This is a genomic window from Paenibacillus radicibacter, from assembly GCF_024721995.1.
Lineage (GTDB): Bacteria > Bacillota > Bacilli > Paenibacillales > NBRC-103111 > Paenibacillus_AM > Paenibacillus_AM radicibacter.
The window spans coordinates 1-13,487 of record NZ_JANQBC010000015.1 but is presented as its reverse complement, the minus strand read 5'-3'; the positions used below and the strand labels follow the sequence as shown (position 1 = coordinate 13,487).

Genomic DNA, 13,487 nt, shown 5'->3' with positions numbered 1-13,487 from the left:
GATGACAGAGATCAGACCGTTACACGATTATGAGATGATAGAAGCAATTACACTTGCGAATTCTATTTTTAGAGACGCTGAACAAGTGTCGATGGCAGATGCTTTTCCACTTGTATTTTCAGAAAATTTAGGACAATCTTTCGGTGCTTTTGAAGATGGCAAGTTAGTCGCATTCATGGGGTTAGTACCTGCTCAAATCCGAGTTGGCGCTTCTCAGTTTGATGTATACTCCCTCGGCGCTGTATGTACGCACCCTGATTATCGAGGCAAAGGTTATGCTGGACAAATTCTTGATCAGATTAAGGTACATATCTCCCAAACTGGTGCATCCTTGCTTCTTGTATCGGGTGATCGTCCGCTCTATATTCGTGCACACTGCTACCAATACAGCACCGTGAAGCGTTACTTGCTTGATCCGCAAAACATTCAGCAAATCGCTAATCTCTCTGATGACATCACGATCCGTGAGCTTGGTGCAACAGACTGGTTTAAGCTTCATCAAGTCGCAAGTGCACGCTTCTCCCGTTATGAGCAGAGCATATCTGAACTTGCTTCTATGATTCGTGCTCAAGCTTATGCAAGCTGTGTTAAACTTACACATCGCACCCTTGTTGCCGAGCAAAATGGTCAACTGATCGCATTCGCTGTCGTGAGTGTGCCGACAACTTATGTTAAGAGACGTCCACCCTTCGTTGTTGAATACGGTGGTGATCCACGTGTCGTAGCTTCTCTATTGAAGCAAGTCGTAACTGCCTACAATCTAGACCGTCTAGATGCTGCAATTATTTGGCACGATGATGTCTTACATGAATCCTTGTCAGAAGTTCCATTCGAAGCAGAGAGCAACTATGGAACTGTGCATATTGTGAATTCAGAACGCTTCTTAACCGAGTTACAGCCTTACTTAAACCAAGCTAACGCGGAAGCGGCAGCCCTCTTTAACCTTAAGAACTTGGAACAAGGCAAATGCCAGCTGACATTCGGCGAACAATCCTTTGAACTTGAACCACAAGAACTCGTTTCCCTCATCTTCGACACGGAGCCGAATACGAGACTTCCAGTAGATGTGAAGCAATCTCTTGCTACAATCTTCCCTCTTCCATTCCCGCTTGTAAGCGGACTGAATTACGTTTAAATGATAGACTACAACAATAGATAAACAACACGGGAAAGAAGCATCCATCATCCAATGCTTCTTTTCTGCTTTCTTTTCATATATTGACCATGCAAGGTAGGTGGAGTTATTGGGGAACGTTCAAATGATTGATTTAATTGAAGAAAACTTAGAAGAGCATGGATGTTTTTGTCTTCGCAGTCAGCCAAATTCAACGGGATATATCCAAAAGAAGAAATGGCTTCTGAAACGTTTAGGTGAAGGTTTAAAATACATCAAACTAATGGAGAGCGGTAAACAAGCAGGTTTTATTGAATATACACCCATTGAACACTCTTCAAGAGTTGTTTATGGTGAAAATTACTTGGTCATCCATTGCTTGTGGGTAAGTATGACTGGTAAAGGTTACGCCTCTGAATTGATTAAGAAATGTATCGAAGACGCGAAGAGACAAAATAAAGATGGTGTAATTGTAATAACGAACCCTGATACTTCTTGGACACCAAGCAAGGACATCTTCATTAAGAACGATTTTATTGAAATCGATCAAGCGCCTTACGGATTTGAACTACTCGTACATAAGTTCAACCATGCACCAAGCCCCTTTTTCCCTAATGATTGGGATGAGCGGCTTAAACAATTTCATGATCTAACCCTATTACGTACCCAGCAGTGTCCATTTGTGGATGTAGCAACAGAAAATATGTTAGCGGGTGCTAGTCAATTAGGCATAGATGCAACGATTATCGACCTAACTCACAGAGAACAACTATTAAGACTATCCCCTACTCCTTATGGGATCTACGGAGTCGTCTACAAAAATAAATTAGTTACATACCATAGACTCACTGTTCATTCTGCAAAGAAACGGTTGAAACAATTAATCTAGAATCCAGTTAAAATAAGGGACTTTCCGCTCAGCGACAGCTGAATCGGAAAGTCCCTTTTTCATACCAACTACTACTTATTCTCGACCTCACGGATCGCTTTGCGCGTACGATTCAAGTAGTCAACCGAATTCTCGTAATCCTTACTTGCAACACAAATGTATAGCATATCAATAACATTAAGCTGTGAGATACGTGATGCAATGGCTCCACTACGAATTTCACTATCTGTCGATGAAATACTAAGTGGAATATCAATATACGGACTTAATGAAGAAGTTCCGTACTTGGAAATACTAATTGTCTTCGCACCATTACTCTTCGCATGCTTAATGGCACCAATGACATAAGGCGTCTCACCCGAGTAAGAAATCCCTACCGCCACATCTTCTTTCGTTAATGTAACGGAAGTCGTAAGCTGCATGCTCGGATCAGCAAAAGCAAAGCTTGTCTTATTAATTCGGAAAAACTTCTGCTGCGCATCCTGTGCAATCAGATTCGAAGCACCTACTCCATAGAAAAAGATACGTTTAGCCCGGTGCAACGCCTCTACGGCTTGTTCCACCATTTTGGCATCCAAAATTTTAACCGTATCACGAATCGATTGAATATTATTGTTCGTAACGTTCTGAATGATTGTTTCAAGCGAATCCTGCATACGGATGTCTTGATACCCTTGCTCTTCTACCTGGTGTAAATCGCCGGCTATCCGAATCTTAAGATCCTGATAGCCTCTTACCTCCAAAGACTTACATAGACGAACGATCGCAGCTTGACTAGCACCACTCACCTCAGATAATTGAGCGATGGACATCCTAATCATCTGTTCTGGATGTTTCAATATATATTTGGCCACCTTCTGCTCAGAAGGGTTCAGTTGATCATAAATCTCTTTGAGTTTCACGAGTCCACCATTCATGTATCTCACCTCCTCTCAATGTAACTATCTAATCACCTTAAACATTATAATCGTTCTGGCTTAAATATCCAATAGGGGTGATTTAAGGTAATGCGAGCTTCCCCATCACCGTTGGAATTTGTGCACCTGTCGCTGCTGGCAAGTTGTTCGGGACACCAAACATATAATGATCACCAAATATCGCAAATGCTACCGCTTCCTTCGAATCTCCTGTAATGCCATAGCTATCCGACGACATCACCGTTTGATTCGGCAAGTACTCCGCAAGCATCCGCATCAGCGTCACATTATGTGCGCCCCCGCCCGATACCAACACCTCATGAATGTCTTGTTTATCAAAAATAAACTGCTTATAACTGTCCGCAATCGACCGTGCCGTGAACGCTGTGAAAGTGGCGATAATATCTTCTGGACGCATATTTATCTCAAGTGCTCGTGCAAGCCAATCATTGGCATACTGCTTACCGAACATTTCGCGTCCCGTCGTCTTCACCGGCTGCAGATTAAAGTACGGATGCTGAAGCATCTCATCTAAGAGCGCATGTTGAACCGTACCCGCAGACGCCCACTCACCGCCAGCATCATAGCTCTTCGAACCATTACTTAGTTGATACACCGCCTGATCAATAATCATATTCCCTGGCCCTGTGTCAAAAGCGATCACTTCATTAGGCGCTCCCCCAGCTGGCAGTGACGCGCAGTTGCCGATCCCACCGATATTCTGTACGATCCGCCCCTTCTCTTCATCTCGGAACAAGATATAATCCACATATGGCGTAAGAGGTGCACCCTGTCCACCGACAGCCATATCTGCCGTCCGATAATCACCAACAACAGGTTTTCCCGTCTGCTTCGCAATTACCGATATATCCCCGATCTGTAACGTAGAACGCGTCCCATACGGATCATCTTGAATGTCACTTGGTATGTGCCAGATCGTCTGTCCATGAGAGCTAACCAGATCAATCTCATTCATCGTAAGTCCTGCACGTGCCACAGTCTCTAAGACCGCATCTGCAAATCGATTACCGAGTTCGAAGTTCATCGCGCACACATGCGGTGTCCGTGAATGATCCGGGCTGCACAAGAGCTTGAGCTTCTCTCGGAATGCATCCTCATAGGCATAAGATTCGAAGTGCACAAGCTCCGCCTTCGTGCGAATGCCTTTCCCTTCCAGACGTACAATGGCTGCGTCAATACCATCTAGCGACGTCCCTGACATCAAGCCCACGACAAGCCGCTCCGCCTTCGCCTGTAATGTACTAAACATGAGTTGTCTCAACTCCCCAGCCAGCAGGATATAGTTCACTTATTGTAACGGGCAGTTTTCCTTTTGCTTCGATACGTCCACTCAAGAACTTAGCCACACTTTGCAGCGCCATCGGTCTGTTCTCGAAGATCGCCACATAAGTTGACACGTTGTCGAATAGCTGGAGGTCGTATGGATTACGAAGAGCAACCACAATTAAGGGTTTGCCTAATTGCTGTAACTGCTTCACAATCAGCTGCTGCTGAGGGAATAAATGCGCATTATAAGTCCCAATCACGATCTGCTCAGCACCACTTGCCACCTGAACAATATCTTCTATTCGAGCGTCTGTTACCTCTCGGATCGGTACAATAATTTCTTCGACCTGGAACCCTTCAGCACCAATTGCTTTCCCCAACGTCATCACAGTCTCATACGATTCATCCACCAGTGAAGACACAACCGCTTCCATCGATATGACGATCGTCTTCTTCTCTTGGTTAATTGGAAGTAACTTCGCCTCATCTTTCACAAGCGTTACACTAGCTTCACTGAATATCCGTGCGATCTCTAAATGTGCATCACAACCAACCTTAGACAAACCTTCAACCATGCTTTCCTTCTCTGCAAAAAGACCCCGTTTGCGCTTCAGCGCCATCAACCGTTCCACCGATTCATCAATTCGGGACTCCGCTATCTGACCTTTTTCAACAGCATGAACAATCGCTTCAATCGCTCCAAGCTGACGATCATGACGATGGCTAATGAGAATCATGTCTGCCCCAGCTTCTACGGCCATCACTGACGCTTCCACCGTTCCATAATGCGTCGCGATTGCTTCCATCTCCATACAATCCGTCATAATAACGCCTTGATAGCCCAATTCTTCGCGCAGCAATCCTGTTAATACATTGTGAGACAGCGTAACCGGGAGTTTCTGATCTTCGAACGCTGGAAAATGAATGTGTGATGACATGATCGCATCGACACCTGCATCAATCGCCTCCATAAACGGACGTAGCTCCACCTCGTATATCCGTTCACGTGCGTGCGTAATTGTCGGTAAATCCAGATGAGAGTCCTTCTCCGTATCTCCATGTCCCGGGAAATGTTTCGCTGTTGCGACAATTCCTGCATCCTGTAATCCAAGAATCGCTTGTCTGCCATAATTCGCTACGAGCTCAGGAGATTCCCCATAGGAACGTACACCGATTACCGGATTACGCGCATTGTTGTTCACATCTATGTCTGGCGCATAGTTCAGATTAATTCCAAGCGCCCTCAGCTCTTCTCCTGTAATGGATGCTGCTTGGTACACCGCTTCATTAAGCCCACCTGCCGCAAGCGCCATATTACCAGGCATTAGCGCAACACCGTCCGTAAGACGCGCCACCATACCGCCCTCTTGATCAATCGCAATCCATAGTGGTGCGACCCCTGCTTCAGCCGCCACCTCTTGCAATTCATCGCTTAACTTCGCAACTTGCTCGATCGTCTTCACATTACGGCTAAAATAAATAACACCGCCAATTTGCTGCTCTCGAATCAATTGTTTAATCTCTTCCGACGGCACAGTTCCTTCAAACCCGCATTGCACCATCTGTCCAACCTTCTCAAGGAGCGTCATCTTACTTACGTCCATCTTCATCCCTCCCATAGAGTAAGTATGGCTTACGTGCCTTCTCCCACTCCTCCATCTGCTCATTCCAACTTGCAATAACTCCCAACAAGCCCTCCTTCGTATGAATGCTTGTTCGTACGCGCTCACTGCCTGTCAGTAAATCAATAAACGGCTTGCTCTCTTTGGAAAATGGTGTTAGCCACTCGAACTGTTCTTCGTGCATAATCATGACCTCATGAAGCAGTTGCAGCCCTGTGTCCACAGCCTTAAACGTCGCCGGATCCGTAACGAATAATCGAACCCCATGACACAACTCCCCTTGATGCTTCGAGAAAGTCGGTGTAAAGTAGATCGCATGAAAATGAACCCCTGAAAGCCCTAGCGAATTCATCTTCTTCGCAATCTCTTCCGCCTTCATCCAAGGCGCGCCGATAATTTCGAACGGCTTCGTCGTTCCTCTGCCCTCCGACACATTCGTTCCTTCGAAATAGCAAGTCGCTGCATACACACGAACCGTATCCATCGTTGGCATATTTGGTGATGGCAGCATCCACGGTAGTTCAGTTGCCGTATACTCCATCTCTCTCGTCCAGTTCTTCAGTGGTACAACCTGCATCTCACAACTTGGCGACATTTGCGCGTTGATATACTGCGCCATCTCGCCAATCGTAAGCCCTGAGCGGATCGGAATTTGCCAAGCACCTACTATCGATTCAAACCCTGCTTCAAGCAGTCCTCCCTCAGATTTCACTCCCCCAAGCGGGTTTGGGCGATCCAGAACAACAAGTTGCTTGCCATACTTTGCACAAGCTTCCATTGCATAGATCAACGTCGATAAATACGTATAGAATCGAATTCCTAAATCTTGTATATCAAAAATAAGCACATCAATGGCATCCATCATCGCTGCCGTCGGTTTCTTATGCTCACCATATAAACTAAATACAGGTACCCCAAGGTCTGTATCGAACTCATCCTCGAACAGTACCCCTGCTTGTCGCTCTCCACGAATACCATGTTCACATGCAAAAAGCGCTGTCAGCTTCGCTGTTTGTAAGTTCGCACATATCGATACAGTCGATTGAAAGTGCTTCGTAATACCCGTTGGATTCGTGAGTAATCCCACTCTTTTACCTGCTAAATATTGGTCTTCTAGACTTGCTAATTGATCCGCACCTGTTAACACCTGAGCCATGCTCTTCCCCCCTGTTGTGATTTCAGAATATGCTTGCTGTTATCGCTTACAGATCTATTCTTATTGTACCTGCATTAAAATATTATTTCAATTATTATATCTATTTTGAAATTTTATTTTATACAAAAATAACTTTGTCCCTGTCCTCAACTTTCTGTATAATCGGTATCAGAAATTGATCATCGATATTGGAGGAACGAATATGTATAAAGCGTTAACAATTGCAGGCTCAGATACGAGCGGTGGTGCAGGGATTCAAGCAGATCTTAAAACTTTTCAAGAGCATGATGTTTTCGGGATGACGGCACTTACGATCATCGTCGCGCAAGACCCGAATAACGGCTGGTTCCACAATGTGTTCCCGATTGCTGCAAGCACAACAAAAGCACAACTCGATACTGTCGTTCAAGGGATCGGTGTTGACGCACTTAAGACAGGTATGCTCGGCTCAACTGAAATGATTGAGTTAGTTGCTGAATATATTGATAAACATGAGCTTACGAATGTCGTGATCGATCCGGTTATGGTATGTAAAGGTCAAGACGAAGCTCTTCACCCGGAGACCAATGAAAGCTTACGTGACCTGCTTGTACCTCGTGCAACGGTTGTAACACCTAACCTCTTCGAAGCTTGGCAGCTAAGCGGTCACGGACCGATTCAAAACGTTGAAGATATGAAAGAAGCAGCGAAACTTATTCATGCTAAAGGGGCGAAATACGTTCTAGTCAAAGGCGGCAAATTACCGAATGATGACCGTGCAGTTGACGTGTTATTCGATGGGGAAACATTCGAATTGTTGATCGAAAAGCGTGTAGACACGAGCTTCACTCACGGTGCAGGTTGCACTTACTCCGCTGCGATTACAGCCAACCTTGCTAAAGGACTTTCCGTAGTCGAAGCTGTGAAAGAAGCGAAAGCATTCGTAACAGCAGCAATTCGTCATTCCTTTGCTCTTAACCAATACGTTGGCCCAACTCGCCACAGCGCACAACGTGTATGTGAAAATTAGTCTAATAAACAAACAAACTCCACACCTCCCTCTAACCTGAGGATGATGTGGAGTTTTTCTTATGTTCAACTATTACTTCTCCGGTAGCTTAAGCAGAAATTCCGTCGCTTCCTTAAGCGTAGCAACAGGTACAAGCTTCATATTCGAACCAATCTCAGCAACCATTGCTTTGGCATCTTTTTCATTGGAGTTGGATGGATTTACGTCTTTCGGCACGAAGAAGTACTCTGCACCTTCTTGACTAGCACCGACAATCTTGAGCTTTATGCCTCCGATCTGACCCACATTGCCTTCTTCATCCATCGTGCCTGTTCCCGCAACCTTATACCCTCTTGTGTAATCTTTACGTTCAATTTTCGACACAATATCCAGTGATAACATTAAACCAGCTGATGGTCCGCCAATGTCATCGAGATTAAACTTAATCTCTTCCGTTGGGGTCGATTTCTTCACATCATCGAAGTAAAAATAAAACCCAACCTTATTCGTCTGATCCCCCGATGGATAACTCATAAGAGGCAGTTCTAGCTCTAACTGCTCCCTCCCGCGAGTAATCTTCATCTTGCACACATCGCCATCCTTCTTCCCAGCGATAATACGGCGCAAGTCATCGGCAGATCGAATATTTTCCCCTTCGAGTCCAATAATAATATCGCCTTCTTGCAGCTTCCCATAGCTTTTCGATTCCTTCGGAATAGACTGCACAATGACGCCTTCTGGTTCAATTAAGATCGGTTTTTGCAAATAACGGTAAGCAGCAATAATCGCATTCTGCTCCGAATCATCTCGCATCCATTCCATCAATTGATTATAAGCCGTAAGGTTCGTGATGTTCGCCATCACTTTCTCAATGGGTTCAAATTCGGCGTATTTTTGCAGCTTATAGTACAAATACATAACGGGATTCGGCTTCGTAATGGACAAGATCGAAGTGAATAAGAAATCACCTTTCTCTACATGTTCACTGCCTGCAACTGCCACTCGTTCACTAATCGACTCCGCAGGATTAACTGTCCGAATCTGATAGGGCAAATAAATGAATTGCACGCCAACAATAAGGACGAGCGCCACAATAAAGGAATAAACTAACTTTTTCCTGCGTAATAATTGCGCAAACATAAGGGCGCCTCCTTTTTTATCAACCGAACACTCGTTTTTTTCAAAATTCAAAAAAATAAATTGACACTCTTAGATCGCGATGATAATATCCTTGTTAATCATTATCCCTAGTATTCTTATCAGAATTAACAGAATTTACAAAATTACGGAGGTGCCTTACTCATGAAATTGTTCCAACGAAACTTATCCAAGCCAATTAAGACGCTCGTTCTATCCAGTCTTATCTTATCCGCAGCATCTGTTTATACCTTACCTGCTCATGCTGCTGTTACAACAACTGGACAATCCGTATCTGCAGGGCATACGCTTGCTGACGAATATAAACAATATGTACAAGATCAATATGGACTTACGCTCTCTGATGCAGCAACAAGAGGGGATTTCGTAAGTGCAGTAAGCCGTATTCTACAATTGGAACTTAAGGATGGAGCCAACCCTTTCACCGACATTACCTCTGACAGCCCCTATTATAAAGCGGCGGTTGCACTATATCAACACGGAATCTTAACTCGCACAACAGTGGAGGGCGCACAGCCATTAACGCAGCTGGATGCGGTATTCATCGCACTGAAAGCTTCCAGCCTCAAAGAACTTGCCTATACATATCCGGAAACGAAAGTGCGCGCTGTACTCAAGAAACTTCACATTGACTACGGTCAGACGAATCTACTAACGAAGCAAGCTGCACAAGAACTTGCTGCCGCTGTAGATACAGGACTAATCCCAGCTGAATCTTACGATTCATTCAAACCCGAAGCTCCTGCTTCAAGCGATTTTACGAATCTATTGCTTGGTCAAATTCTAACTTTTAACGGTACATACAAGCATAGCATCGGTCATGTAATCGATCGTGATATTTTCCAGAACATACGTGAAGCTTACCAGACAGAAGATCTGATTACAGCGCCTGAGCTTCGGACTATCTTCGATACTGCTCTTAAACAAAACCTAGTCACAGGCTATAATCTCAAGGATGCACGCTTTAATGCGAACTTTAATCCGAAGCTTTCTTTAACTTATGGTCATTCTGACATCACGCATGCGATTCAATTAGTGGGACTCTTGCGTAGTGAGAATATCAATGCGAAGGTACAATTAGAACCGAAGACATCTGCTTTTATTTATCTCAAAGAGTGGGGCGAGCCGGTTCAGTCCGATGATTATCAAGTCGTGCAGATTGAGAACGGCAACTACATCGCTTACGCGAAGGAGTACGATATTGCCTTTGAATTCGACTCTATCGAGCAAAAAGATAAGTTCCAGAACATCATTTATGCTTATGCCAAAAAGAATGAAGACAATCAGCCTGGACTAATCGCCGCTTCTTGGTGGCAGCCGCTTTATCACTCCCTAACGAAACAACAGGACTATCAAGTGATTAGCAACAACAAGATTTCTAAAGGACATTACTATGCGCAGTCATTCTCCCTTGAGAACCAAGCTGCAAAAGTAACTGCCGGACTTCAAAAACTTGCACCTACCGCAAAAGTTGACGCCTACACATTCTGGGTAGATGAACCCTTCTACCGCTATTTACTTGGTGAATACAAATAAATATTTCTAGCAAAAAAAGCCTTGAAATGTTTCAAGGCTTTTTCTTCTTCACAGCTTTACTTCGCCTGTGGATCAACAGGATATTTGTTCGTCATGATCCAGCCTTGCCCTTTATACGTGTCGATCTTGCCTCTTGCACGATCCACAAATAACACTTCTTTACATTTGTTGCATTTACCTGTATTCGTAAAAGCAGACAGTTGAACGGTATAAATCGCTCCACATTTACAATCAATCTTATAAAAAGCAGACTTGTTGTTGTAAGCTGCCGCAAGTAATTTATCATCACCTTCGGTTTCTTCCGTTTGAACAAGTTTCGGACGTTGCTTCGCTTTCTCTTCTTCGGTCATATAAAGCAGTCCCACTTCTTTTTGGTACAAGCCTACAACACGAAAATCCACGACATGACTAGGGTTTAGTCCATAAGTTTCATCATAACTGGTTGTTACATAATTTTTACCTTGCTTGAAGTGCTCGATGAATTCCATGATTTTCGATTTAGGCAAGTTTACTTGACCTTTATAGCCCGTAATCAACGTATACACGAGTGTCAGCAACGGTTCATTGAGTTGTTCAAAGTTATTTCGCATATCACCCATCCAATTCCATGGTAGTTTCGGTTCGTTTACATGTATGCAACCAATTGCATTTTTGCGCGGAAATACTCTGTTATATGATAAGATTTTCCAATTCATCCGTATTAGATGCTTATCAGATAAGTATACATCAATCCTTGCACAAATGCGAACTTCCGTACAACTGTCCAGTTACTTGACCCAGATGCGATTAAGTGGACATAATCGCATGTCTTTCTACATTATAAATATGTACACCGCAGAACAAATAAGCCCAATACTCACATTATTCGAGCTTCAACCTGTCTTCTCCTGCCAACAATCCCCCCTTTTTGGTCTTTTTGGTCGATAAGTTCCTTTTGGTTATAAGTCGTTTTTCACGTGTCTTTCTTTTCGACATCAGAAATTGAAATCCTGCATAAAAAAAGAGGGTCCTATAAATAAAAACCCTCTTCTACACTGCTTTTGAGCGGAAATTGAAATAAGCCTGCTGCTTGATTGAAAAATTAGTAGGTTTGCTTTAATAGGTACTTTTGATCCACCTTTCACTTATCGTCAAATCTTGCAAGACCTGAAATTTTTCACTCTTGCGCCCTATATAAACGGCTTAAGATGTCCCCCATAATAAAGGCTGACTCCTCAAGGGGAGAACAACAAGAGGACTGGAAGGATGGGATTTGATGAATAACAAATGGGGAAAAAAGGCTATTCAAATGTGTCTTGTCACATCACTGACGGTTACAGCAATAGGCGGTTTTGCAGGTAGTGTTTCAATCGCTTGGGCAGCACCAGTTAAAGGTGTACAAACTTCGCAGACGGATTATTCCCGTTTATTTACGGTCGAACAATTTGGTGACCCGGATGTAGAGGCTAGCAAGCTTCGTAAAGTGTTTAATGGAAGCAATCATCAGACAACAGGTATCTATGTAAAGCCGAATGAAACCGTGACAATTAACCTAACGATAGTAAATGCATCTAAAGCACCTCGCGCAGCGATTTTTGATCCTTACATTACACATTATAAATATAAACCGGAATACGTAACATTGAAGCCTGGTCCAAATACCATATCAAGTCCAAAAGGCGGTATTGTATATATTCAGACCTTTGATATCTTGCCTGTTGCACCTCAAGTAGACGTACAAGGTGGAGAGAAAATTCCTTTCTTCATTCTTGGTAAGACAACGAACGAAGAATGGCAGCGCATGCTGGATGAGAGTGAATCCCCATGGGCGGAGCTAATCTCTGATCGTGTACATATCACTGTGCAGAAGAGCAAAGCCAAACAATATGTGCAAGATCCAACGGCATTGATGCAAGCACATAATCGTGTTGTGGAGGCGGAAGAAAAAATATCGGGTCTTGGAGTAAACAGTAAGGCCCCGAATCAAAGTCCCAAATATCGATATCATTTCAAAGAAGTCTTTGATAATGATTCCTATATGTATGCTTGGTACAACGGTGCAGGTGTACATACGGATTCTATCGATAAATTAATTGATGTGAACACATTCCTGACAGAAGGCTGGGGACCTTGGCATGAGCTTGGTCACTTGCATCAACTGGAACCGATGGAATGGGATGACATGGGTGAGGTCATGGTGAATATTTATAGCATGGCTGCTCAAAGGGCGCTTGGACAAAAGTCTCGTTTAGAGGAAGAGGGCATCTATGATCTTGCATTTAAATATTTGAACCAAAGTAAAGTTGATTATCATGCACTTGAAGATCCATTCGTAAAATTGACGATGCTATGGCAGCTACATCTAGCTTATGGAGATCAATTCTATCCAGAGCTACATGAAGCATACCGTTATTTGCCTAAATCCCAGCTTCCGTCCACCCATGAGGAAAAAGTTCAGACTTTCATGCTTTTGGCTTCAAGAGTTGCAGAACAAAATTTGCTTCCTTTTTTCAAAAAGTGGGGATTAACACCAACTGCATCTACAACGAAGAAGATTCAAGCGATGAAGTATCCGCTTCTTAAATCAGAAATTTGGAAAAACACAGATAGTAATAACAGCATTAAACCAAATCGTCGTTAAAAAATGACCCCCATGTCAAGGACACTATAAAATGAACTGCACCCCAATTGTTAGACACAATCTAACAACTGGAGGTGCAGTTTTTCTATGGCGAAATTTACTGCTAAAGAAAAAATAGTAGCTGTTCAATGTTATTTAAATGGAACGGAAGGATATAAATGTTTAGCTTCCCAATTTGGAATTGAACAAAAAACATTTCA

The 13,487-nt window shown here is 43.5% G+C and carries 11 protein-coding genes; 5 read left to right on the top strand and 6 right to left on the bottom strand.

Annotation, left to right across the window (positions count from 1 at the left end; translation table 11 throughout):
- Position 1: 1 nt before the first annotated feature.
- Both NV379_RS23125 and NV379_RS23120 read left to right on the top strand, forming a co-directional pair.
- Positions 2–1,135, top strand: coding sequence for a GNAT family N-acetyltransferase (locus NV379_RS23125; RefSeq protein ID WP_258209707.1), 1,134 nt, complete (start codon positions 2–4; stop codon positions 1,133–1,135).
- Between the two features lie 124 nt (positions 1,136–1,259).
- Positions 1,260–2,003 carry a GNAT family N-acetyltransferase gene (locus NV379_RS23120; protein ID WP_258209706.1) on the top strand — a complete coding sequence of 248 codons (744 nt, stop codon included), beginning with the start codon at positions 1,260–1,262 and terminating at the stop codon, positions 2,001–2,003.
- Positions 2,004–2,074: 71 nt separating this feature from the next.
- On the opposite strand, the gene NV379_RS23115 is transcribed toward NV379_RS23120, so the two are convergent.
- From NV379_RS23115 to NV379_RS23100, 4 genes are all read right to left on the bottom strand, one after another.
- Positions 2,075–2,920, bottom strand: coding sequence for a MurR/RpiR family transcriptional regulator (locus NV379_RS23115; RefSeq protein WP_258209705.1), 846 nt, complete (start codon positions 2,918–2,920; stop codon positions 2,075–2,077).
- Positions 2,921–3,002: 82 nt separating this feature from the next.
- Positions 3,003–4,190: an anhydro-N-acetylmuramic acid kinase gene (locus NV379_RS23110; RefSeq protein WP_258209704.1), complete on the bottom strand. Its 1,188-nt coding sequence runs from the start codon at positions 4,188–4,190 to the stop codon at positions 3,003–3,005.
- Positions 4,183–5,811 (bottom strand): beta-N-acetylhexosaminidase, encoded by a 1,629-nt coding sequence (nagZ, locus tag NV379_RS23105; protein ID WP_258209703.1) that lies wholly within the window; start codon positions 5,809–5,811, stop codon positions 4,183–4,185. The genes NV379_RS23110 and nagZ overlap by 8 nt, the downstream gene beginning before the upstream one ends.
- A complete protein-coding gene (locus tag NV379_RS23100) occupies positions 5,798–6,985 on the bottom strand; it encodes an exo-beta-N-acetylmuramidase NamZ family protein (protein ID WP_258209702.1) in 1,188 nt (395 codons plus the stop codon). The genes nagZ and NV379_RS23100 overlap by 14 nt, the downstream gene beginning before the upstream one ends.
- Before the next feature lie 202 nt (positions 6,986–7,187).
- Between NV379_RS23100 and pdxK the strand changes: the two genes are divergently transcribed.
- Positions 7,188–7,994, top strand: a complete 807-nt coding sequence (gene pdxK, locus NV379_RS23095) for a pyridoxine/pyridoxal/pyridoxamine kinase (protein WP_258209701.1) — start codon at positions 7,188–7,190, stop codon at positions 7,992–7,994.
- Positions 7,995–8,066: 72 nt separating this feature from the next.
- Here pdxK and NV379_RS23090 read toward each other — a convergent pair whose 3' ends face one another.
- Positions 8,067–9,113 carry a YlbL family protein gene (locus NV379_RS23090; protein WP_258209700.1) on the bottom strand — a complete coding sequence of 349 codons (1,047 nt, stop codon included), beginning with the start codon at positions 9,111–9,113 and terminating at the stop codon, positions 8,067–8,069.
- A gap of 162 nt (positions 9,114–9,275) precedes the next feature.
- Between NV379_RS23090 and NV379_RS23085 the strand changes: the two genes are divergently transcribed.
- Complete coding sequence (locus NV379_RS23085; RefSeq protein ID WP_258209699.1) at positions 9,276–10,667, top strand: hypothetical protein; 1,392 nt, start codon at positions 9,276–9,278, stop codon at positions 10,665–10,667.
- Between the two features lie 56 nt (positions 10,668–10,723).
- Here the strand turns inward: NV379_RS23085 and NV379_RS23080 are convergent, their stop codons facing one another.
- Entirely contained in the window at positions 10,724–11,257 is a 534-nt protein-coding gene (locus NV379_RS23080) for a hypothetical protein (protein WP_258209698.1), read from the bottom strand.
- Positions 11,258–11,922: 665 nt separating this feature from the next.
- On the opposite strand from NV379_RS23080, the gene NV379_RS23075 reads away from it, so the two are divergent.
- Complete coding sequence (locus tag NV379_RS23075) at positions 11,923–13,287, top strand: M60 family metallopeptidase (RefSeq protein WP_258209697.1); 1,365 nt, start codon at positions 11,923–11,925, stop codon at positions 13,285–13,287.
- Positions 13,288–13,487: the final 200 nt, after the last annotated feature.

What these genes read in the sequence shown, in the direction of transcription:
- NV379_RS23125 (WP_258209707.1), top strand. Translation starts at nt 2, where the DNA reads ATGACAGAGATCAGACCGTTACACGATTATGAGATGATAGAAGCAATT.
- NV379_RS23120 (WP_258209706.1), top strand. Translation starts at nt 1,260, where the DNA reads ATGATTGATTTAATTGAAGAAAACTTAGAAGAGCATGGATGTTTTTGT.
- NV379_RS23115 (WP_258209705.1), bottom strand. Translation starts at nt 2,920, where the DNA reads ATGAATGGTGGACTCGTGAAACTCAAAGAGATTTATGATCAACTGAAC.
- NV379_RS23110 (WP_258209704.1), bottom strand. Translation starts at nt 4,190, where the DNA reads ATGTTTAGTACATTACAGGCGAAGGCGGAGCGGCTTGTCGTGGGCTTG.
- nagZ (WP_258209703.1), bottom strand. Translation starts at nt 5,811, where the DNA reads ATGGACGTAAGTAAGATGACGCTCCTTGAGAAGGTTGGACAGATGGTG.
- NV379_RS23100 (WP_258209702.1), bottom strand. Translation starts at nt 6,985, where the DNA reads ATGGCTCAGGTGTTAACAGGTGCGGATCAATTAGCAAGTCTAGAAGAC.
- pdxK (WP_258209701.1), top strand. Translation starts at nt 7,188, where the DNA reads ATGTATAAAGCGTTAACAATTGCAGGCTCAGATACGAGCGGTGGTGCA.
- NV379_RS23090 (WP_258209700.1), bottom strand. Translation starts at nt 9,113, where the DNA reads ATGTTTGCGCAATTATTACGCAGGAAAAAGTTAGTTTATTCCTTTATT.
- NV379_RS23085 (WP_258209699.1), top strand. Translation starts at nt 9,276, where the DNA reads ATGAAATTGTTCCAACGAAACTTATCCAAGCCAATTAAGACGCTCGTT.
- NV379_RS23080 (WP_258209698.1), bottom strand. Translation starts at nt 11,257, where the DNA reads ATGCGAAATAACTTTGAACAACTCAATGAACCGTTGCTGACACTCGTG.
- NV379_RS23075 (WP_258209697.1), top strand. Translation starts at nt 11,923, where the DNA reads ATGAATAACAAATGGGGAAAAAAGGCTATTCAAATGTGTCTTGTCACA.